This window comes from Cupriavidus sp. FW305-46 (genome assembly GCF_058787075.1).
The window spans coordinates 27,990-49,954 of sequence record NZ_JBYSZI010000024.1; the positions used below are offsets into that span (position 1 = coordinate 27,990).

Sequence of the window (21,965 nt, forward strand, 5' to 3'; positions counted from 1 at the left end):
CCGCACACCACTAAGCGTCCTATGGCAACCACGCTCAACCCCAACCTGCTGCTTGCGATCCCGCTGGCGCCGCTAGTCGGCTCCGCGATCGCCGGCCTGTTCGGTACCAAGTTCTTTGACCTGTTTTCCTCGGAGTCGCGCGGCGGCCGGATGGTGGCCCACACCTCGACGATTCTGGGCGTGGCCATTGCCTGCGTGCTGTCGGTGATGGTGCTGCTCGACGTGATGAACGGCGCCGGCTACAACGGCACCGTCTACGAGTGGATGGCCATCGGCAGCCTGAAGATGGAGGTCGGCTTCCTGGTCGACTCGCTGACCGCGATGATGATGGTGGTGGTGACCTTCGTCTCGCTGATGGTGCACATCTACACCGTCGGCTACATGGACGGGGACCCCGGCTACAACCGCTTCTTCGCCTACATCTCGCTGTTCACCTTCTCGATGCTGATGCTGGTGATGAGCAACAACTTCCTGCAGCTGTTCTTCGGCTGGGAAGCGGTGGGCCTGGTGTCGTACCTGCTGATCGGCTTCTGGTACACCCGCCCGACGGCGATCTTCGCCAACATGAAGGCGTTCCTGGTCAACCGCGTCGGCGACTTCGGCTTTATCCTCGGCATCGGCCTGCTGCTGGCCTACGCCGGCAGCATGAACTACACCGAAGTGTTCGCCGCGCGCGACCAGCTGGCGACCGTGATCTTCCCGGGCACCGACTGGCTGATGATCACCGTGGCCTGCATCTGCCTGTTCATCGGCGCGATGGGCAAGTCGGCGCAGTTCCCGCTGCACGTCTGGCTGCCTGATTCGATGGAAGGCCCGACCCCGATCTCGGCGCTGATCCACGCGGCAACGATGGTGACCGCCGGCATCTTCATGGTGGCGCGCATGTCGCCGCTGTTCGAGCTGTCGGATACGGCGCTGTCCTTCGTGCTGGTGATCGGTGCCATCACGGCGCTGTTCATGGGCTTCCTGGGCATCATCCAGAACGACATCAAGCGCGTGGTCGCTTACTCGACCTTGTCGCAGCTGGGCTACATGACCGTGGCGCTGGGCGCTTCGGCATACTCGGTGGCCGTGTTCCACCTGATGACGCACGCGTTCTTCAAGGCACTGCTGTTCCTGGGTGCGGGCTCGGTCATCATCGGCATGCACCACGACCAGGACATCCGCAACATGGGCGGCCTGCGCAAGTACATGCCGATCACCTGGATCACCTCGCTGGTGGGTTCGCTGGCGCTGATCGGCACGCCGTTCTTCGCGGGCTTCTACTCCAAGGACTCGATCATCGAGGCCGTGGCCGAGTCGCATATCGCGGGTTCGGGCTTTGCCTACTTCGCCGTGCTGGCGGGCGTGTTCGTCACCGCGTTCTACTCGTTCCGCATGTACTTCCTGGTCTTCCACGGCAAGGAGCGCTGGGGCCAGAACCATGCCCACCAGCATCATGAGGGCGACCATGAGGACGAAGAGGTCTCGCGCGACCACCACCATGGCCTGGCCGCCGGCGAGAAGCCGCACGAGTCGCCGTGGGTGGTGACGCTGCCGCTGGTGCTGCTGGCGATCCCGTCGGTGATCGTCGGTGCGATCGCGATCGAGCCGATGCTGTTTGGCAACTTCTTCAAGAACGGCATCGCGTTCAAGGACGTGATCTTCGTCGGCGAGAACCACCACGCCATGGCCGAGCTCAAGGAAGCATTCCACGGCTGGGTGGCAATGGCGATCCACTCGCTGACCACGCCCGTGCTGTGGCTGGCCGTCGCCGGTGTGGTGCTGTCCTGGTTCTTCTATATGAAGCGCCCGGATATCCCTGAAGCCATCGCGAACCGCTTCTCGGGTCTCTACAAGCTGCTGGACAACAAGTACTACATGGACGCCATCAACCAGGCCGTGTTCGCCCGCGGCGCACGCCTGCTCGGTACCGGCCTGTGGAAGGGCGGCGACCAGAGCCTGATCGACGGCCTGTTCGTTAACGGCGCGGCGCGCCTGGTGGCTTCGTTTGCTTCGGCAAGCCGCTACCTGCAGTCGGGCTATATCTACCACTACGCGTTCGCGATGATCGTCGGCATGCTGGTGCTGCTGACGCTGACGGTCACGGGCGTGATCGGCACCAAGTGATAGGCACCAAGTAAGGAAAACATAGAAATGGTTCTGTCTTTCTCAATCTGGCTGCCTGTCTTTTTCGGCCTGCTGATCCTGGCCTTCGGCTCGGACCGCAGCCCTGGCTTTGTCCGGTGGATGTCGCTGTTCGGCTCGATCGCCAGCTTTGTCGTCACGCTGCCGCTGGTCTTCGGCTTCGACCGTACCAGCGCGGCCATGCAGTTCGTCGAGAAGGCGGACTGGATCGAGCGCTTCAACATCCACTATCTGCTGGGTGTTGACGGCATCTCGATGTGGTTCGTGGTGCTGACCGCCTTCATCACGGTGATCGTGGTGATCTCGGCCTGGGAAGTGATCACCGAGCGTGTGGCCGAATACATGGCCTCGTTCCTGATCCTGTCGGGCCTGATGGTCGGCGTGTTCTGCACGCTGGACGGCATGCTGTTCTACGTGTTCTTCGAGGCCACGCTGATCCCGATGTACATCATCATCGGTGTCTGGGGCGGCCCGAACCGCGTCTATGCCGCGTTCAAGTTCTTCCTGTACACGCTGGCGGGCTCGCTGCTGACGCTGATCGCGCTGCTGTACCTGTACAACAAGACCGGTACCTTCGAAATCCTGCAATGGCACCAGGCCAAGCTGTCGATGAACGAGCAGATCGCGCTGTTCATTGCCTTCTTCGTCGCCTTCGCGGTCAAGGTGCCGATGTGGCCGGTGCACACCTGGCTGCCGGACGCCCACGTGGAAGCGCCGACCGGCGGTTCGGTGGTGCTGGCTGCCATCATGCTGAAGCTGGGCGCCTACGGTTTCCTGCGGTTCTCGCTGCCGATCGCGCCTGACGCCAGCCACTACCTGGCCCCGTTCATCATCACCATCTCGCTGATCGCGGTGATCTACATCGGCCTGGTCGCCCTGGTGCAGGCCGACATGAAGAAGCTGGTGGCGTACTCGTCGATCGCCCACATGGGCTTCGTCACGCTGGGCTTCTTCATCTTCAGCGACATCGGCGTTGAAGGCGGCATCGTGCAGATGATCTCGCACGGCTTTATCTCCGGCGCGATGTTCCTTTGCATCGGCGTGCTGTACGACCGCGTGCACTCGCGCCAGATCGCCGACTACGGCGGCGTGGTCAACACCATGCCCAAGTTCGCCGCGCTGGCAGTGTTCTTCGCGATGGCCAACTGCGGCCTGCCGGCCACCTCGGGCTTCGTCGGCGAATTCATGGTGATCCTGGGCGCGGTCAAGTTCGACTTCTGGATCGGCCTGCTGGCCGCCACCGCACTGATCTTCGGCGCCGCCTACTCGCTGTGGATGGTCAAGCGCGTGATCTTCGGCGATATCGTCCACCAGCACGTGCGCGAGCTGGTCGACCTGAACAAGCGTGAGTTCGTCATGCTCGGCCTGCTGGCCATCATGACGCTGTACATGGGCCTGCACCCGAAGCCCTTTACCGACGTGATGCACGCGTCCGTGGTGAACCTGCTGTCCCACGCGGCGCAGTCCAAGCTGTAATCGGGGAGAGAAATCAACATGCAACCGTCCTCGACACTCGGCCCTGTGGCGCCGATCATCTTCCTGGCGATCGCCATCGCCGCGATCAACTGGATCGACCTTGCGCGCGGCAAGGGCAAGCAAAGCGTTGCCTATCCGCTGTCGCTGCTGACCACCCTGGTGCTGACGGTGTGGTTCGGCCTGAACGCCGCCGCCGGCGAGACCCACTACGCGTTTTCCAACCTGGTGGTGATCGACCCGATGGCCAACGTGCTGTCGGCGTTCTGCGCGGCGGGCCTGTTTGTCACGCTGGTGTACACGCGCCGCTACCTGGCTGAGCGCGACATGTTCGCCGGCGAGTTCTACATGCTGGCCCTGTTCACGCTGGGCGGCCAGATCGTGATGATCACCGGCAACAACTTCCTGACCCTGTACCTGGGCCTGGAACTGCTGTCGCTGTCGTCGTACGCGCTGGTGGCACTGCGCCGCGAATCGCGCGTGACCTCGGAATCGGCGATGAAGTACTTCGTGCTGGGCGCGCTGGCTTCGGGCTTCCTGCTGTACGGCATCTCGATGATGTACGGCGCCACCGGTTCGCTGAACCTGGGCGAAGTGTTCCGCGTGGTCGAGTCGGGCCGCGTCAACACCACCATGCTGGCCTTTGGCGTGGTCTTTATCGTCGCCGGCCTGTCGTTCAAGCTGGGTGCCGCGCCGTTCCACATGTGGATCCCGGACATCTACCAGGGTTCGCCGACCGCGGTGACGCTGCTGATCGCCGGCGGCCCCAAGGTGGCAGCTTTTGCGCTGTTCATCCGCGTGCTGGTGGAAGGCCTGCTGCCCCTGGCCAGCGACTGGCAGATGATGCTGGTGGTGCTGTCGATCATTTCGCTGGCCATCGGCAACCTGACCGCCATCGTGCAGAGCAACCTGAAGCGGATGCTGGCGTACTCGACCATCTCGCACATGGGCTTCGTGCTGCTGGGCCTGCTGTCGGGCGTGGTCGCCAACAAGGCTGACGGCGCCGCCGATGCGTACAGCTCGGCGATGTTCTACTCGGTGACCTACCTGCTGACCACGCTGGGCACCTTCGGCATCATCCTGCTGCGCACGAACAAGGGTTTCGAGGCCGAAACCCTGGAAGACCTGAGGGGCATGTCGCGCCGCAACCCGTGGTTCGCGTTCCTGATGCTGGTGATGATGTTCTCGCTGGCCGGCATTCCGCCGACCGTGGGCTTCTATGCCAAGCTGGCCGTGCTGGATGCGGTGGTCAAGTCGGGCATGACCTGGCTGGCCGTGGTGGCCGTGCTGTTCTCGCTGATCGGCGCGTTCTATTACCTGCGTATCGTCAAGCTGATGTACTTCGATGCGCCCGCTGCTGAAGAAGAGCTGGAAGCAACCTTTGGTCTGCGCTCGATGCTGAGCGTGAACGGCGCCGCGGTGATCCTGCTGGGTATTTTCCCGGCCGCGCTGATGAACCTGTGCTACCAGGCCATCCGCTCGACCCTGGGTTCCTGATCCGCCACACGCCATGAGCGCATCCGCAAGCGGCTGGTTTGTCATCCTGCTGGCACTGATCAGTGCGAACCTGCCGTTTGTGAACCAGCGCCTGTTCGTGCTGATCCCGCTGCGGCGGGCGCGCAAGCCGCTGTGGCTGCGCCTGCTGGAACTGATCGTATGGTTCGCGGTGGCGGGCGCCGCCGGCTTTGCGGTGGAGGCCAGCCTTGGCAACGCCTTCCCGCAGGGCTGGCAGTTTTACGCCATCACCGCGTGCATGATGCTGGTGTTTGCCTTCCCGGGCTTCACCTGGCAATACCTCGTCAAACACCGCACGGCCTGAAGCCGGTCTTGTCGGCGCCGGGCCCTGCCTGATCCGGAGCGTCCATGACCGACAAGATCCAACGCGGCACCCCGTCTACCGCTGAACCCGCCGGGAACGACGACGCACTGAAGGAAGTGTGCGTCGCCTCGGCCACGGTCCATCGCGGCAAGTTCCTCACCCTCAAGCAAGATATCGTCAGGCTGCCGGACGGCAAGCAGACCGGGCGCGAGTACGTGGTCCATCCGGGCGCGGTGATGATGATCCCGCTGTTCAGCGACGGCACCGTGCTGATGGAGCGCCAGTTCCGCTATCCGATCGGCGAAGTGATGCTGGAATTCCCCGCCGGCAAGCTTGATCCGGAAGAGGGCGCGCAGCGCTGTGGCGAACGCGAACTGCTGGAGGAGACCGGCTACAGCGCGGCGCGCTGGGACTACCTGACGCGCATCCACCCGGTTATCTCGTATTCCACCGAGTTCATCGACATCTTCCTGGCGCGCGACCTGACGCATGGCGAGGCGCAGCTCGACGACGGCGAGTTCATCGAAACCTTCATCACGCCGGTGGGGCAGGTGATCGATTGGGTCCGCAGCGGCCGCATCACCGACGTAAAGACCATCATCGGCGCATTCTGGCTGGAAAAAGTGATCTCGGGTGCCTGGCAACCGGGCGAACAGCCGCTGCCGCATTACGCCGTATAGTGAGTAGTGAGCCGCGTGGATTCTGCGCCATGCGGTTGTTCCCGAACGGTCGTTCTAAAAAATTTAGCACGACCGTTCACAAAATTTCGATTCGCGGATAATATAGCTTTTGACGGGCTGGAAAGATCATGAAGGTGCTCGACCTGCGCTGCGCGCATGACCATGGTTTCGAGGGCTGGTTTGCCTCGGAAGAAGATGCGCAGTCGCAAATCTCTCGTGACCTCGTCCAATGCCCGGTCTGTGGCGACCACGCCGTGACGCGGCTGCCCAGCGCGCCGCGCCTGAACCTGTCGGGCGCGACCGCGCGCGAAGGCAGCGCCAGGCCGGCGCAGCCGGCCGCCGCACCGGTGACACTGCAAGCGCTCTATATGAAGGCAGTGAAGCAGGTGCTGGCACAGACCGAGGACGTTGGCGATCGCTTTGCCGAAGAGGCGAGGCGCATGCACTATGACGAGGCGCCGGAACGCGGCATTCGCGGTTCGGCCTCGGCGGAGGAGGTGCAGGCGCTGGCCGAAGAGGGCATCGAGACTTTCCCGCTCGTGGTGCCGGATGCGCTGAAGCAGACGGCTCACTGAATTGCGTCTTGTGCCCGTTTGCTGTCGGCGCTTGACGTGCAGGCAGAACAAACCGCCGGCGGCCCCACGCCAAGCCGGCACCACTGGAGACGGGCATGGATCTCAACTACTCGGCGTCCGACAACGCCTTCCGCGAGGAAGTGCGTAGCTGGCTCGAAGCCAACTTGCCGGCGGACATCCGCAGCAAGATTCTCAACCACCGCCGTCCGAACCGCGACGACCTGGTGCGCTGGCACAAGACCCTGGCCGGTAAGGGCTGGTCGGCACCGCACTGGCCGGTCCAGTACGGCGGCACCGGCTGGAACGCCACCCAGCGCCATATCTGGGATGAAGAGAATGCCCGCGTCGGCGCGCCCGGCGTGCTGCCGTTCGGCGTGGCGATGGTCGCGCCGGTGATCATGAAGTACGGCAGCGAAGAGCAAAAGTCGTACTACCTGCCGCGCATCCTGGACTGCACCGACTGGTGGTGCCAGGGCTATTCGGAGCCGGGCTCGGGCTCGGACCTGGCCTCGCTGAAGACCCGTGCCGAGCTGACTTCGGACGGCAAGCACTACATCGTCAACGGCCAGAAGACCTGGACCACGCTCGGCCAGCACGCCGACATGATCTTCTGCCTGGTGCGCACCGACCCGGAAGCCAAGAAGCAGGAGGGCATCTCGTTCCTGCTGATCGACATGAAGACCCCGGGCATCACCGTGCGCCCGATCATCATGCTCGACGAAGAGCATGAGGTGAACGAAGTCTTCTTCGACAACGTCAAGGTGCCGGTCGAGAACCGCGTCGGCGAAGAGAACAAGGGCTGGACCTACGCCAAGTACCTGCTGGGCCACGAGCGCACCGGCATCGCCCGCGTGGGCAACTCCAAGCGCGAGCTCGGCTTCCTCAAGCGCGTGGCGCGCCAGCAGCAGAAGAACGGCAAGCCGCTGCTGGAAGACCCGGTGTTCGGCGCCAAGGTGGCCGCGCTGGAAATCGAACTGATGGCGCTGGAAATCACCGTGCTGCGCGTGGTCTCGAGCGAAGCGGCAGGCAAGGGCCCCGGCCCCGAGGCCTCGATGCTCAAGATCAAGGGCACCGAGATCCAGCAGCTGCTGACCGAGCTGATGGTCGAGGCCGTCGGCCCGTACGCGCAGCCGTTCGACACCGCCTACCTGGAGTGCGAGACCGAGCACGCCGTGACCGGCTACGACGACGCAGCGCCGCTGGCCGCGTACTACTTCAACTATCGCAAGACCTCCATCTATGGCGGGTCCAACGAAATTCAGAAGAACATCATCAGCCAGATGATTCTGGGGCTGTGAGGAGACACGCAACATGAACTTCAATCTCAGCGACGAACAGAAGCAGCTGGCCGACGCCGTCCGCCGTTTCATCGACAAGGACTACGGCTTCGAGTCCCGCAAGCAGAACTACGAAAGCGCCGCCGGTTATGGCGACGCCGCCTGGGGCTCGCTGGTCGAGCTTGGCCTGACCGCGCTGCCGGTGCCGGAAGCGCAGGGCGGTTTCGCGGGCAAGGCCCTGGACATGATGGTGGTGCAGCAGGAGCTGGGCCGCGGCCTGATCGTGGAGCCGTACCTGGCCACGGTGGTGGGCGCCTACGCCCTGGGCCTGGCCGGTGGCCAGGATGCACTGCTGGAACAGGTCGCCGGCGGCGAACTGAAGCTGGCCGTGGCCTTCAACGAGCCGCAGGCGCGCTATGAACTGAACGACGTGCGCGTCACCGCCCGCGACGGCAAGCTCAACGGCCGCAAGACCGTGGTGCTGCACGGCGGCCAGGCCGACAAGCTGATCGTGTCGGCCCGCAGCAGCGGTGCCGAAGCCGACCAGGACGGCATCTCGCTGTTCCTGGTGGATGCCACGGGCGCCGGCGTCAGCATCAAGGACTACCGCACCATCGACAACCTGCGCGCGGCCGACATCACCTTCCAGGATGCCCCCGCGCAACTGCTGGGCGAAGCCGGCAAGGCCTTCCCGGTGATCGAGCAAGTGGCCGACTACGCTGCCGTGCTGCTGTGCGCCGAGGCCGTGGGCGTGATGGATACGCTCAACGCCGCCACGCTGGAATATGCCAAGACGCGCCAGCAGTTCGGCGTGCCGATCGCGCGCTTCCAGGCGCTGCAGCACCGCATGGTGGAGATGTTCATCCACGCCGAGCAGTCGCGTTCGATCACGCTGCTGGCCGCGGCACGCTTCGAAGAAGTAACGCCGGAAGAGCGCCGCCGCTATGTCTCCGCCGCCAAGGCGCGCGTGGGGCAGGCAGCGCGCACGGTCGGCCAGGAGGCAGTGCAGATCCACGGCGGCATGGGCGTGACCAACGAACTGCCGGCCGCGCACATGTTCAAGCGGCTGACGCTGATCAACACCACCTTCGGCGACGTGGATCACCACCTGGGCAGGTTCGCCGCCCAGCCGGGGTTCCAGGAAGCTGCCTGATCCTGTCAGTCCAAGCAAAACCGCGCTGTAGTCCAGGCGCGGTTTTTTTCTTTGGGGACCGTTAGGGGCGGGTTCGGCAAATACGGACGCCGGCCCCCGGCGGCCATGCGATCATCGCCTGAGCAAACTTAGCGCCCTGGCGCCAATCACTACAGAGAGACAACCGATGCTGTATTTCGAGGACTTTGAAGTCGGCAGCCGCCGCGAACTGGGTTCGTACCTCGTCACCGAGGAAGAGATCCTGGCCTTTGCCCGCCAGTACGATCCGCAGCCGTTCCATATCGACAAGGAAGCCGCTGCCAAGAGCATCTATGGCGGCGTGATCTCGAGCGGCTGGATGACGTGCTCGATCATGATGCGGCTGCTGGTGCTGAGCACCACCGGCAAGTCGGCCAGCATGGGCTCGCCCGGCGTGGACGAGATCCGCTGGCTCAAGCCCGTCTACGCCGGCGACACGCTCACCGTCGTGCTGAATGTGCTCGATACCCGGCCGTCGCAGTCCAAGCCGGACCGCGGCGTGGTCCACACCCAGTGGGAAGCCACCAACCAGCGCGGCGAACTGGTCTGCACCGTCAAGGGCATGGGCATGTACGGCCGCCGCCCCGCTTAAGAACACTTTATCGTCACGAGGAGACTATCGACATGCGCACCATCGCAACGCTGGAAGAACTGGAAGGCCTGCAGGGCCAGGAAGTCGCGGTCAGCGACTGGATCGAGGTGACCCAGCAGCAGGTCAACCAGTTTGCCGATGCCACCGGCGACCACCAGTGGATCCACATCGACGTGGAGCGCGCGAAGAAGGAGTCGCCCTATGGCGGCCCGATCGCCCACGGCTTCCTGACGCTGTCGCTGCTGCCAAAGTTCATGCACAACGCGCTGCATATGCCGTCGAAGATCGGCGTCAACTACGGCCTGAACCGCGTGCGCTTCACGGCACCCGTGCCGGTGGGCAGCAAGCTGCGCGCGCGCATCAAGCTGCTGAAGGTCGAGCGTCTCGATCCGCTGCCGAAGTCGCCCGAACTGGTGGGGGCACAGTCCACCTGGGAAGTGACGGTGGAGCGCGAGGGCAGCGACCGTCCGGTCTGCGTCGCCGAGTCGATCACGCGCCGCTACGGGTGACGGATACGCAGTTTTGACGCGGTGCGACAATATGCCACACAGGCATGTCGCACCCCGGAGGCCGCCTAATGCGCGGCTTTCTGCATTTTTAGGAACCGATTTGTGACGTTGATGCCGGTCAAATGCTGCTTCGCGGATTTGTGCGTCGATTGTCCGTTCTGCTGAACAGTGTGTTCTGTGCCGTTGGGTTTACCCCTAATGTTGCGTTGCGGTACAGTCGCGCCCACGATGTTTTACGTGTTGCGCTCCCCGGCCGAAAACCGCGCTTGCCATGAAGGCAAGTCCGTCGGGAAGTGCAAAAACCTCGTATTCCAACGCTACCCGGCCGCTGTGCTGAGCCGGGACCGTTCGCGGTTTCGGCCAGGTGCCGCAGCGCCGGCAAGGTCCTACAGGGCCTGCAGCGCACGCAGTCAGTTGTCCTTCCGTGTTCATGGCGTTGCAAGGCCGCATGGTCCCCCGGCGTTCGATCCGCCGCCCGACCGCAACGCCAGCTAAGGACACGTCCTTCCGGTTTTCCCTCAGCCCCACGCCTCTTGCGCGAGCATCAGGCGGTTTAGCCACGCTTTTGCCCGAAGCGCGGTGTAACCAAACCAGTCGTGACATGAAGAAACCCATACTGCCGCGTTGGACGCGGTTCCTGCCTTGCCTTGGCCTGCTCCTGCTCGCCGGCTGCAACATGACGCTGCTCGACCCGAAAGGGCAGGTCGGCGTCGACATCAAGAACATCATCCTGATCGCGACCTGGCTCATGCTGCTGGTGGTGCTGCCGGTGATCGTGCTCACGCTGGTGTTCGCCTGGAAGTACCGCGCGTCCAATACCTCGGCGCGCTATGAGCCGGACTGGTCGCACTCCACCGCGATCGAAGTGGTGGTGTGGCTGATCCCCTGCCTGATCATCATTGCGCTGGGCATCATCACCTGGAAGTCCTCGCACGACCTGGACCCGTACAAGCCGCTCGAATCCAGCAAGAAGCCGGTCACCGTCGAGGTGGTGGCGCTGAACTGGAAGTGGCTGTTCATCTATCCGGAACTGAAGATCGCCACGGTCAACCAGATCGCCTTCCCGGTCGACACCCCGGTGAACTTCAAGATCACCTCGGATTCGATCATGAATTCGTTCTTCATCCCGCAACTGGGCAGCCAGGTATACGCCATGGCAGGGATGGAGACCAAGCTGCACCTGATCGCCAACGAAGCCGGCTCTTACGACGGCGTGTCCGCCAACTACAGCGGCGGCGGCTTCTCGGGCATGAAGTTCAAGGCGGTCGCCATGTCGAACTATGAGTTCGACCAGTGGGTCGCCAAGGTTCGCGCCTCGTCCACCGAACTGGGCGTTGAAGGCTACAAGACGCTGGCACAACCCAGCGAGAAGGAGCCGGTCACGTACTACGGCAAGGTGGAAGACAAGCTCTTCCACAACATCCTGCACAAGTACATGGACCACAGCGGCACGGCGCTCGCCGCCGACGGGTTCAAGGGCGGCCCGATCTGCACGTCGCGCAACACCCTCGGTGAAGAGCAGCTGTCGATGACCACGCCTGTGAAGGCGCTGGGCGCGCAATCCTAGGAGCAATGATGTTTGGCAAGTTGAGTTTGTCGGCGATTCCGTTTCATGAGCCGATCATCATGGTCGTTCTGGCCGGCGTCGCCCTGGGCGGTGCCGCGCTGCTAGGCGCGATCACCTATTTCAAGAAGTGGGGCTACCTCTGGAACGAGTGGTTCACCTCGGTCGACCACAAGAAGATCGGCGTGATGTACTGCCTGGTCGCGCTGATCATGCTGCTGCGCGGCTTCGCCGACGCGGTCATGATGCGCACCCAGCTGGCGCTCGCCACCAATGGCGCGACCGGCGTGCTGCCGCCCGAGCACTACGACCAGATCTTCACCGCCCACGGCGTGATCATGATCTTCTTCGTGGCCATGCCGCTGATGACCGGCCTGATGAACCTGGTCGTGCCGCTGCAGATCGGCGCGCGCGACGTGGCCTTCCCGTTCCTGAACACGCTGTCGTTCTGGCTGTTCGTGTCGGGCGCCATGCTGGTCAATGTCTCGCTGGGCGTCGGTGAATTCGCCAAGACCGGCTGGCTGGCCTACCCGCCGCTGTCGGGCCTGGACTTCAGCCCGGGCGTGGGGGTGGACTACTACCTCTGGAGCTTGCAGATCTCGGGCCTGGGCACCTTGCTGACCGGCGTGAACTTCCTGGTGACGATCCTGCGCATGCGCGCGCCGGGCATGACGCTGATGCGCATGCCGGTGTTCACCTGGACCGCGCTGTGCACCAACGTGCTGATCGTGGCTGCCTTCCCGGTGCTGACCGTGACCCTGGCGCTGCTGGGCCTGGACCGCTACGTCGGTACCCACTTCTTCACGAACGACGGTGGCGGCAACGCCATGATGTACGTGAACCTGATCTGGATCTGGGGCCACCCCGAGGTGTACATCCTGATCCTGCCGGCGTTCGGCATCTTCTCTGAAGTGATCGCCACGTTCTCGGGCAAGAAGCTGTTCGGCTACAAGGGCATGGTGTACGCGACCGCCGCGATCATGGTGCTGTCGTTCATCGTGTGGCTGCACCACTTCTTCACGATGGGCTCGGGCGCCAACGTCAACGCGTTCTTCGGCATCACCACCATGATCATCTCCATCCCGACCGGGGTGAAGATCTTCAACTGGCTGTTCACCATGTACCGCGGCCGGGTCCAGATGACCTCGCCGGTGCTGTGGACGCTGGGCTTCATGATCACCTTCGTGATCGGCGGCATGACCGGCGTGCTGATGGCCGTGCCGGCCGCTGACTTCGTGCTGCACAACAGCCTGTTCCTGATCGCCCACTTCCACAACGTGATCATCGGCGGCGTGCTGTTCGGCTACCTGGCCGGCATCACCTACTGGTGGCCGAAGGCGTTCGGCTTCACGCTGAACGAGCGGCTGGGCAAGTGCGCCTTCTGGTGCTGGCTGGTCGGCTTCTACTTCGCCTTCATGCCGCTGTACGTGCTGGGCCTGATGGGCATGACCCGCCGCCTGAACCACACCGACAACCCGGCCTGGACGCCGTGGCTGTACCTGGCCGTGGTCGGCGTGGTGTTCGTGGCGCTGGGCATCTTCTTCCAGGTGCTGCAGATCGTGGTGTCGATCCGCGACCGCAAGAAGCTGGCCGACGTGACCGGCGACCCGTGGGGCGGCCGCACCCTGGAGTGGGCCACCTCGTCGCCGCCGCCGTTCTACAACTTCGCGCACACCCCGGTGGTGCGTGACCTGGACGCGTTCTCCGACATGAAGGCCCGTGGCGAGACGCTGCCGACCGAAGGCTACGAGAAGATCCACATGCCCAAGAACACGGGCGCGGGCTTCATCATCGGCGCCTTCAGCCTGGTGTTCGGCTTTGCCCTGACCTGGCATATCTGGTGGATGGCCATCGTTGGCCTGGTGGGCATGGTGTGGGCGTTCATCCACCGCAGCAACGACGACCATATCGACTACTACGTGCCGGCCACCGAGGTCGAGCAGATCGAAACGCGCCATCTGCAGCGCATTGCTTCGCAAGCCTGAGAACCATGTCGACTCAAGTCCTAGACCGCATCCCCGCGCAGGCCGGCGCACCGGCCAAAGCCGACGCGCATGGCCATGACCATGCGCACCACGATACCAGTGCCAATACGGTGTATGGCTTCTGGATCTACCTGATGAGCGACTGCATCATCTTCGCCGGACTGTTCGCGGCCTTCGCCGTGCTGCGCGGCGAACTGGCAGGCGGCCCGTCGGCGAAGGAGCTGTTCGAGCTCAACTACGTGCTGGTGGAGACCTTCATCCTGCTGTTCTCCTCGATCACGTACGGCATGGCGATGATCTCGCTGCAGAACCGCAGCCTGAGCCGCGTGCAGGTGTGGCTCGGCATCACGTTCCTGCTGGGCGCGGCATTCATGGCGATGGAAATCAACGAATTCCATCACCTGATCGCCGAAGGCGCCGGCCCGGGCCGCAGCGCGTTCCTGTCGTCGTTCTTCACGCTGGTCGGCACCCACGGCCTGCACGTCGCCAGCGGCATGCTGTGGATGATCGTGCTGATGTGGCAACTGTCGAAGAAGGGCATCACCCCGACCCTGAGCAAGCGCCTGATGTGCCTGTCGCTGTTCTGGCACTTCCTGGACGTGGTCTGGATCGGCGTGTTTACCGTGGTCTACCTGATGGGACATCTGTGATGGCACAACACAACGCACCGGCGGCGCACGGCGCCCACGATTCGCACGACTCGCACGCGGGTCATGACACCCACGCCAGCTTCAAGTCGTACGCAATCGGCTTCATCCTGGCCGTGATCCTGACCGTGGTCCCGTTCAAGCTCGTGATGGACGGCAGCATGGACAAGGGCACCATCCTCTGGATCATCCTCGGCATGGCCGCGGTCCAGATCCTGGTCCACCTGAAGTACTTCCTGCACCTGGACACGTCGTCCGAGCAGCGCAGCAACGTGATCGCGCTGCTGTTCACGGCGCTGATCCTGGTGATCGTGGTGGCGGGTTCGCTGTGGATCATGCACAACCTGAATGCCAACATGATGGTGATGTAAGGACCAACGTCCTGGCATCGAGAGCGGGGCCCTGCAAGGGGCCCCGTTTTTTTTGCCCGTCGCCTGCCTTGGGGCATGACGCCCGGCCTTGGTGCGGGGACGCGCAGCGCCTGGTGCCTTGCGCATGCCGCCCGCACGGAATTGCGCAGATGCACGGGAGTGGTGCGTGCGCCGCCCGCACTGTTCTGGTGCGGATGCGCGATCGTGGGCGGCGGCAGCGCCTGCGCGCCGCGCCAGCACGCCATCTGCCGGGGGTGCGGTGGGTATCAGGCGGCCTGCCTCCATGGCACGCTAGTTGCAGAAGCATCACCCGGGGAGCGTAGTCCCTGACTAACACCATAAACGGGAGCTGCAAATGCAACGACGTGACATGCTGAAGCTGTCGGCGATAGCCGCCGCGGCAATGATCGGTACCAGCCCGCTGGCCATGGCGCAGTCCAAGGAACCGATCAAGGTCGGTATCCTGCACTCGCTGTCCGGCACCATGGCCATTTCGGAGACGTCGCTGAAGGACGTGGCCCTGATGACCATCGACGAGATCAACAAGAGCGGCGGCGTGCTGGGGCGCAAGCTGGAGCCGGTGGTGGTGGATCCCGCCTCGAACTGGCCGCTGTTCGCGGAAAAGGCGCGCCAGCTGATCACCAAGGACAAGGTCGCGGTGACCTTCGGCTGCTGGACCTCGGTGTCGCGCAAATCCGTGCTGCCGGTCTACGAAGAGCTGAACTCGCTGCTGTTCTACCCGGTGCAGTATGAAGGCGAAGAGATGTCGAAGAACGTCTTCTACACCGGTGCAGCGCCCAACCAGCAGGCCATTCCGGCGGTGGAATACCTGATGAGCAAGGAAGGCGGCGGCGCCAAGCGCTTCTTCCTGCTGGGCACGGACTACGTCTACCCGCGCACCACCAACAAGATCCTGCGCGCCTTCCTGAAGAGCAAGGGCGTGGCCGACAAGGACATCGAAGAGGTCTACACCCCATTTGGCCACAGCGACTACCAGACCATCGTCGCCAATATCAAGAAGTTCTCGCAGGGCGGCAAGACCGCGGTGATCTCCACCATCAACGGCGACTCCAACGTGCCGTTCTACAAGGAGCTTGGCAACGCCGGGCTGAAGGCCAAGGACGTGCCGGTGGTGGCGTTCTCGGTGGGTGAGGAGGAACTGCGCGGCATCGATACCAAGCCGCTGGTGGGCCACCTGGCCGCATGGAATTACTTCATGTCGGTCAAGAACCCCGAGAACGACGCCTTTCGCAAGCAGTGGGCGGCATGGGTCAAGGCCAACAACCTGCCCGGCGGCGACAAGCGTGTGACCAACGACCCGATGGAAGCCACCTACGTGGGCATCCATATGTGGGCGCAGGCCGTGAAGAAGGCCGGCACCACCGACACCAACAAGGTGCGCGCCGCCATGTACGGCCAGACCTTCAAGGCACCGGACGGCTTCACGCTGACCATGGGCGAGAACCACCACCTGTACAAGCCGGTGATGATCGGCGAAGTGAAGGGCGACGGCCAGTTCTCGGTGGTGTGGAAGACGCCGAAGGCGGTGCGCGCGCAGCCGTGGAGCCCGTTCATCGCGGGTAACGAAGGCAAGCCGGACAAGGTGATGTAAGCAAGCCGGGCCACCCGCTGCCGGTTGGCTCCCCTCTCCCGCTTGCGGGAGAGGGGCTGGGGGAGAGGGCAGGCGCTTGCCAGCCAGATGGCACTCGCTTCGTCATGGACACCTGCCTTCTCCCCAAACACTCATTCCGCAACTCGCCAGCACCTATGCGCAATCCCTTATCCGTTTCCATCCTGCCATGGCTGCACGCCCTGCTGGCGGCGCTGCTGCTGGCGGCTGCGCCGTGGGCCGCGGCGCTGACGCAGGCCGAGCTGAAGCCGCTGGCCGAAGACGACTTCGATGCCAAGACCGCGGCGCTGACCGCGCTGGCCAAGGCCTCGCCGGAACAGGCCGGTCCGATCCTGAAGGCCTTGCAGGACGACGCGCTGCAATATGCGCCGTCGGTCGGCATGGTGCGCCAGGATGGCGGCAAGACCGTCGATGCCATTACCGGCAAGCCGGTCGCGGTGAAAGCCGACGAGCTCGAATCCCTGACCCTGAACAACAGCCTGCGCGCGCTGGTCGACAGCGCCGCCAGCAGCCTGCTGCTGCAGTCGCCCGATATCGCGGTGCGCGCGCAGGCCATCGCCACGCTGCGCGACCAGCCCGAGAGCGCCTCGCGCGCCGCGGTCGAAGCCGCGCGCAAGAACGAGGCCGATGCCGGCCTGCGCACCAGCCTGGACGTGATCTGGGCCAACCTGGTGCTGGCCGAGCCGGCCGACCCCGCAGCGCATGACGCGCGGCTTGAAGCCATCCGCATCCTCGGCAGCGACAGCAACCCGCAGAGCCGCCAGAAGCTGGCGCCGCTGGTGGAGCGCGACAGCGCCGGCAACTACCGCGAGCCCGATGCCGACGTGCGCCTGGCCGCGCAGCAGGCGCTGGACACGCTGCGCAGCGACCAGCGCCGCGCCGAGCTGATCGGCAACCTGTTCGCCGGCCTGAGCCTGGGCAGCGTGCTGCTGCTGGCCGCGCTCGGGCTGGCCATCACCTATGGCCTGATCGGCGTCATCAACATGGCGCACGGTGAATTCCTGATGATCGGCGCCTATGCCACCTACGTGGTGCAGTCGCTGTTCCGCGCCTACGCGCCGGGTGCGTTCGACTGGTACCTGCCGGCGGCGCTGCCGGCCTCGTTCCTGGCCGCCGCGCTGGTGGGCTTCGTGCTGGAGCGGCTGGTGCTGCGCCACCTGTACGGCCGCCCGCTGGAAACGCTGCTGGCCACCTTCGGCGTGAGCCTGCTGCTGATGCAGGCGGTGCGCACGCTGTTCGGCGCGCAGAACGTGGAAGTGGCCAACCCGGCGTGGATGAGCGGCGGCATCGAATGGATGCCGGGCCTGGTGATCCCGTACAACCGCATTGTCATCATCCTGTTCGCGCTGGCGGTGGTGGCGGTGGCGTGGGCGGTGCTGAACCGCACGCGGCTGGGGCTGTTCGTGCGCGCCACCACGCAGAACCGCACCATGGCGGCCTGCGTCGGCGTGCGCACCTGGAAGGTCGACAGCTACGCCTTTGCCTTCGGCGCCGGCATTGCCGGGCTGGGCGGCTGCGCGCTGTCGCAGATCGGCAATGTCGGCCCCGACCTGGGCCAGGCCTACATCATCGATTCGTTCATGGTGGTGGTGCTGGGCGGCGTCGGGCAGCTGGCCGGCACCATCGTCGGCGCCTTCGGGCTGGGCATCATCAACAAGTTCATCGAGCCCTTCTACGGCGCGGTGCTGGCCAAGATCTTTGTCCTGGTGCTGATCGTGCTGTTCATCCAGAAGCGGCCGCAGGGACTTTTCGCGCTCAAGGGGCGCAGCGCGGAGGCATGATGCAGCGAGTCCAATCGAATTCTTCCGCCACCGCGTTCCGGCTAGCGGTGCCGGAGCGGCAGGCGCTGTTCTCGCCGCGCGGCTGGCTGGTGCTTGCGGCGCTGGTGGTGATCGTCGGCATCGGCGTGCCGGTGTGTGCGCTGGTGTTGCCGGAGGGGCATCCGCTGCACCTGTCGGCTTATGCGCTGACGCTGGTCGGCAAGATCATGTGCTTTGCGCTGGCGGCGATCGCGCTGGACCTGGTGTGGGGCTACTGCGGCATCCTGAGCCTGGGCCACGGGCTGTTCTTCGCGCTGGGCGGCTACGCCATGGGCATGTACCTGATGCGATCGATCGGGCGCGAGGGCGTGTACAAGAGCGAACTGCCGGACTTCATGGTGTTCCTCGACTGGAAGGAGCTGCCGTGGTTCTGGCACGGCACCGAGCACCTCGGCTATGCGCTGCTGCTGGTGGTGCTGGTGCCGGGCGTGCTGGCCTGGCTGTTCGGCTTCTTCGCGTTCCGCTCGCGCATCAAGGGCGTGTACCTGTCGATCATCACGCAGGCGATGACGTATGCGGCGATGCTGCTGTTCTTCCGCAACGAGACCGGCTTCGGCGGCAACAACGGCTTCACGGACTTCAAGCGCATTGCCGGCTTTGCGATTGCGGCGCCGCAGACGCGCACGGCGCTGTTCGTGCTGACCTTCCTGGCGCTGCTGGCGGGCTTCATCGCCTGCCGCTACATCGTCACGTCCAAGCTCGGGCGCGTGGTCACCGCGGTGCGCGATGCCGAGATGCGGGTGATGTTCTCCGGCTACAACCCGCTGGGCTACAAGCTCTTCGTGTGGACCTTCTCGGCGGTGCTGTGCGGCATCGCGGGGGCGCTGTACGTGCCGCAGGTGGGCATCATCAACCCCGGCGAGATGTCGCCCGGCAATTCGATCGAGATGGCGGTGTGGGTCGCCGTGGGCGGGCGCGGCACGCTGATCGGGCCGGTGATCGGCGCGTTCCTGGTCAATGGTGCCAAGACCCTGTTCACCGCCCACTTTGCCGAATACTGGCTGTTCCTGCTGGGCGCGATGTTCGTGCTGGTGACCTTGTACCTGCCCGATGGCGTGACCGGGCTGTGGAACCGGCTGCGCGAGCGGCGCGCGGCCATACCACCAGCCGCTGCAGACCCTGTTTCCGCGCCCGCCGTGGCAGGACGCACCGGAGGTGAAGCATGAATGCCGCACTCCAGCACGGCCAGGCCGAAAGCGGCGACGCCACCGGCCTGGGCCGCATCGTCGAACCCGGCACCATCGACGTCTCGCACGGGCCGATCCTGTACCTGGAAGACCTGACGGTGCAGTTCGACGGCTTCCGCGCGCTGAACAAGCTGACCTTGTCGATCGACCATGGCGAGCTGCGCTGCGTGATCGGCCCCAACGGGGCCGGCAAGACCACGATGATGGATGTCATCACCGGCAAGACCGGGCCGCGCAATGCCAATGTCAGCGGGCGCGTGTTCCTGGGCCAGACCATCGACCTGATGCGGATGACCGAGCCGCGCATCGCGCAGGTCGGCATCGGCCGCAAGTTCCAGAAGCCGACGGTGTTCGAGCAGCACGCGGTGTGGGAGAACCTGGAACTGGCGATGAAGGCCGACAAGCGCTGGTGGTCGTCGCTGCGCGCGCGGCTGACGGCCGAGGGGCATCGCCGCATCGAGGAAACGCTGGCGCTGACCGGACTGGAGGCCGAGGCCTACCGGCCCGCCGGGCTGCTGTCGCACGGGCAGAAGCAGCGCCTGGAGATCGGCATGCTGCTGATGCAGCAGCCGCAGCTGCTGTTGCTGGACGAGCCGGTGGCCGGCATGACCGATGAAGAGACCATGCAGCTGGCGGCGCTGCTCAATGGCCTGCGCGGCAGCTGCTCGATGATGGTGGTCGAGCACGACATGGAGTTCGTCGCAGCGCTCGCGGGCGATGCCGGCCAGGTCACGGTGCTGGCCGAGGGCAGCGTGCTGGCCGAAGGCACGCTCGACAGCGTCAAGCGCGATGAGCGCGTGATCGAATCCTACCTGGGAAGATAAGCATGCTGCAGGTCAATGCACTGAACCAGTTCTACGGCGGTAGCCATATCCTGCGCAATGTCAGTTTCGACGTGCCCGCCGGCAAGCTGACCACGCTGCTGGGCCGCAACGGCGTGGGCAAGAGTACGCTGCTCAAGTGCCTGATGGGCGTGGTGCCCACGCGCAGCGGCAGCATCCAATGGGAAGGGCAGGCGCTGGAGAAGAAGGCGCCATATGAGCGCGTGTCCGCCGGGCTGGCCTATGTGCCGCAGGGCCGGGAGATCTTCCCGCGGCTGACGGTGGAAGAAAACCTGCTGATCGGCGCCGCCAGCCGGGCGCGGCCTTCAGGCGTGCCGGACCGGATCTACCAGTTGTTCCCGGTGCTGCGCACCATGCGGCTGCGCCGCGGCGGCGACCTATCCGGCGGCCAGCAACAGCAACTGGCGATCGGGCGCGCGCTGATGAGCGAGCCGGGCCTGCTGATCCTGGACGAACCCACCGAGGGCATCCAGCCTTCCATCATCCAGGACATCGGCCGGGCGCTGCGCCTGCTGGTCGACGAGTTCGGCATGACGGTGCTGCTGGTCGAGCAGTACTACGAGTTCGCGCGGCATATTGCCGACCACTATGTCGTGATGAGCCGCGGCGAAGTGGTGGCGCGGGGTGCCGGCGCCAGCATGGAGCAGGACGGCGTGCGGGAGTTGATCGCCGTGTAGGGCGGCTGCGCGGCAGCGCCGGGATTTGTGGGTCATACGCTGCTTACGCGAAGCCAGGCAGCGCGCTATGATTGCTTGCAATTCCCGCCATTGCGCGCGCGCCTCCGCCGGCTGTCCTTGCCATGCGCCATCCCGATCTTCCTTCATCGCTCACCGTGCCCGCCGCATGGCAGGCGACCCTGCGGCTGCGCTTTGCGCAGCGCGGCGAACGCACCGCGCTGACCGAGCGGCGCCACCAGGGGCCGCTGCTGGTGCAGAAGCCGCTGTACCCGGAAGGCGGCATCTGCCATGCGGTGATCCTGCATCCACCAGCGGGCGTGGCAGGCGGCGACAGCCTGGATATCGACGTGACGGTGGAGGCTGGCGCGCACGCCGTGCTGGCCACGCCGGGTGCCACCAAGTGGTACAAGTCGCTCGGCCGCGAGGCGGCGCAGCATGTGCGCCTGACGGTGGGCGCAGGCGCGCGGCTGGACTGGCTGCCGCAGGAGAACATCGTCTTCGACGACGCCCGTGCGCGGATTTCGACCGTGCTCGACGTCGCGCCCGGCGGCAGCGCGATCGGCTGGGATGCGGTGGTGCTGGGCCGGCAGGCATCGGGCGAGCAGTGGGCCAGCGGCGCGCTGTGGCTGGATACCCGCATCGGCACGGGCGAACGCGCGTTGTGGATCGAGCAATCGCATCTTGAAGCCGAGTCGCCGCTGCGCACCGCGGTAGCCGGCCTCGATGGACTCAATGTGCTGGGCACGCTGTGGGCGGTAGGCGAGGGCGCGACGCAGGAACTGGCCGAAGCCCTGGCCGAACAGCTGCCTTATACGCCGGAGCTGCGCGCCGGCGTGACCTGCCTGGCCGCCAACGGCCAGTCGATGCTGCTGCTGCGCGTGCTGGGCCGGCACATGGAAGCCGTGCGCCACGTCATGGTCGACAGCTGGCAGGCGCTGCGCATGCCGATCCACGGTGTCGCGGCGCGGCCGCTGCGGCTGTGGGCCACGTAGGCCGCCAACAGAGACAACCGAACACAG

20 protein-coding genes are annotated in these 21,965 nt (G+C 64.8%); all 20 read left to right on the forward strand.

Annotated elements, in window-relative coordinates:
* Positions 1–21 precede the first annotated feature (21 nt).
* The 20 genes from nuoL to AC3WON_RS13945 all read left to right on the forward strand — a co-directional run bounded on the left by nuoL (position 22) and on the right by AC3WON_RS13945 (position 21,938).
* The gene (gene nuoL / locus AC3WON_RS13850) at positions 22–2,109 is read left to right on the forward strand and encodes an NADH-quinone oxidoreductase subunit L (RefSeq protein WP_492352035.1); all 2,088 of its coding nucleotides are present in this window, start codon (positions 22–24) and stop codon (positions 2,107–2,109) included.
* Between the two features lie 27 nt (positions 2,110–2,136).
* Positions 2,137–3,603 (forward strand): NADH-quinone oxidoreductase subunit M, encoded by a 1,467-nt coding sequence (locus AC3WON_RS13855; protein ID WP_492352036.1) that lies wholly within the window; start codon positions 2,137–2,139, stop codon positions 3,601–3,603.
* A gap of 18 nt (positions 3,604–3,621) precedes the next feature.
* Positions 3,622–5,097, forward strand: coding sequence for an NADH-quinone oxidoreductase subunit NuoN (gene nuoN / locus AC3WON_RS13860; RefSeq protein WP_492320912.1), 1,476 nt, complete (start codon positions 3,622–3,624; stop codon positions 5,095–5,097).
* A gap of 13 nt (positions 5,098–5,110) precedes the next feature.
* The gene (locus AC3WON_RS13865; RefSeq protein WP_010809118.1) at positions 5,111–5,419 is read left to right on the forward strand and encodes a DUF2818 family protein; all 309 of its coding nucleotides are present in this window, start codon (positions 5,111–5,113) and stop codon (positions 5,417–5,419) included.
* A 44-nt stretch (positions 5,420–5,463) separates the two neighbouring features.
* Positions 5,464–6,099: an NUDIX domain-containing protein gene (locus tag AC3WON_RS13870; protein ID WP_492320911.1), complete on the forward strand. Its 636-nt coding sequence runs from the start codon at positions 5,464–5,466 to the stop codon at positions 6,097–6,099.
* A gap of 128 nt (positions 6,100–6,227) precedes the next feature.
* Entirely contained in the window at positions 6,228–6,674 is a 447-nt protein-coding gene (locus AC3WON_RS13875; RefSeq protein ID WP_010809116.1) for a DUF1178 family protein, read from the forward strand.
* A 95-nt stretch (positions 6,675–6,769) separates the two neighbouring features.
* Entirely contained in the window at positions 6,770–7,972 is a 1,203-nt protein-coding gene (locus tag AC3WON_RS13880) for an acyl-CoA dehydrogenase family protein (RefSeq protein ID WP_492320909.1), read from the forward strand.
* A 13-nt stretch (positions 7,973–7,985) separates the two neighbouring features.
* Positions 7,986–9,104, forward strand: coding sequence for an acyl-CoA dehydrogenase family protein (locus tag AC3WON_RS13885; RefSeq protein WP_492352037.1), 1,119 nt, complete (start codon positions 7,986–7,988; stop codon positions 9,102–9,104).
* A gap of 166 nt (positions 9,105–9,270) precedes the next feature.
* On the forward strand, positions 9,271–9,714 hold the full coding sequence (locus tag AC3WON_RS13890) for a MaoC family dehydratase (protein ID WP_035819974.1): 444 nt from the start codon (positions 9,271–9,273) through the stop codon (positions 9,712–9,714).
* 32 nt (positions 9,715–9,746) lie between these two features.
* Positions 9,747–10,223, forward strand: a complete 477-nt coding sequence (locus tag AC3WON_RS13895) for a MaoC family dehydratase (RefSeq protein WP_492320906.1) — start codon at positions 9,747–9,749, stop codon at positions 10,221–10,223.
* A gap of 601 nt (positions 10,224–10,824) precedes the next feature.
* Positions 10,825–11,790 (forward strand): ubiquinol oxidase subunit II, encoded by a 966-nt coding sequence (cyoA, locus tag AC3WON_RS13900; protein ID WP_010809111.1) that lies wholly within the window; start codon positions 10,825–10,827, stop codon positions 11,788–11,790.
* Between the two features lie 8 nt (positions 11,791–11,798).
* Positions 11,799–13,772 (forward strand): cytochrome o ubiquinol oxidase subunit I, encoded by a 1,974-nt coding sequence (gene cyoB, locus AC3WON_RS13905; protein ID WP_010809110.1) that lies wholly within the window; start codon positions 11,799–11,801, stop codon positions 13,770–13,772.
* Between the two features lie 5 nt (positions 13,773–13,777).
* Positions 13,778–14,422, forward strand: a complete 645-nt coding sequence (cyoC, locus tag AC3WON_RS13910) for a cytochrome o ubiquinol oxidase subunit III (protein WP_058698665.1) — start codon at positions 13,778–13,780, stop codon at positions 14,420–14,422.
* Positions 14,422–14,790 (forward strand): cytochrome o ubiquinol oxidase subunit IV, encoded by a 369-nt coding sequence (cyoD, locus tag AC3WON_RS13915; RefSeq protein ID WP_492320904.1) that lies wholly within the window; start codon positions 14,422–14,424, stop codon positions 14,788–14,790. Before cyoC ends, cyoD begins: the two co-directional genes overlap by 1 nt.
* A 355-nt stretch (positions 14,791–15,145) precedes the next feature.
* Positions 15,146–16,402 carry an urea ABC transporter substrate-binding protein gene (gene urtA / locus AC3WON_RS13920; RefSeq protein WP_010809107.1) on the forward strand — a complete coding sequence of 419 codons (1,257 nt, stop codon included), beginning with the start codon at positions 15,146–15,148 and terminating at the stop codon, positions 16,400–16,402.
* A 155-nt stretch (positions 16,403–16,557) separates the two neighbouring features.
* Positions 16,558–18,201, forward strand: a complete 1,644-nt coding sequence (gene urtB / locus AC3WON_RS13925) for an urea ABC transporter permease subunit UrtB (RefSeq protein WP_492321681.1) — start codon at positions 16,558–16,560, stop codon at positions 18,199–18,201.
* The gene (gene urtC / locus AC3WON_RS13930; protein ID WP_492352054.1) at positions 18,201–19,406 is read left to right on the forward strand and encodes an urea ABC transporter permease subunit UrtC; all 1,206 of its coding nucleotides are present in this window, start codon (positions 18,201–18,203) and stop codon (positions 19,404–19,406) included. Before urtB ends, urtC begins: the two co-directional genes overlap by 1 nt.
* Positions 19,403–20,251, forward strand: coding sequence for an urea ABC transporter ATP-binding protein UrtD (gene urtD, locus AC3WON_RS13935; RefSeq protein WP_010809104.1), 849 nt, complete (start codon positions 19,403–19,405; stop codon positions 20,249–20,251). Before urtC ends, urtD begins: the two co-directional genes overlap by 4 nt.
* Before the next feature lie 2 nt (positions 20,252–20,253).
* Entirely contained in the window at positions 20,254–20,946 is a 693-nt protein-coding gene (gene urtE, locus AC3WON_RS13940; protein ID WP_013956039.1) for an urea ABC transporter ATP-binding subunit UrtE, read from the forward strand.
* Between the two features lie 122 nt (positions 20,947–21,068).
* Positions 21,069–21,938: an urease accessory protein UreD gene (locus tag AC3WON_RS13945; protein ID WP_492352038.1), complete on the forward strand. Its 870-nt coding sequence runs from the start codon at positions 21,069–21,071 to the stop codon at positions 21,936–21,938.
* The last annotated feature ends 27 nt before the right edge of the window (positions 21,939–21,965 follow it).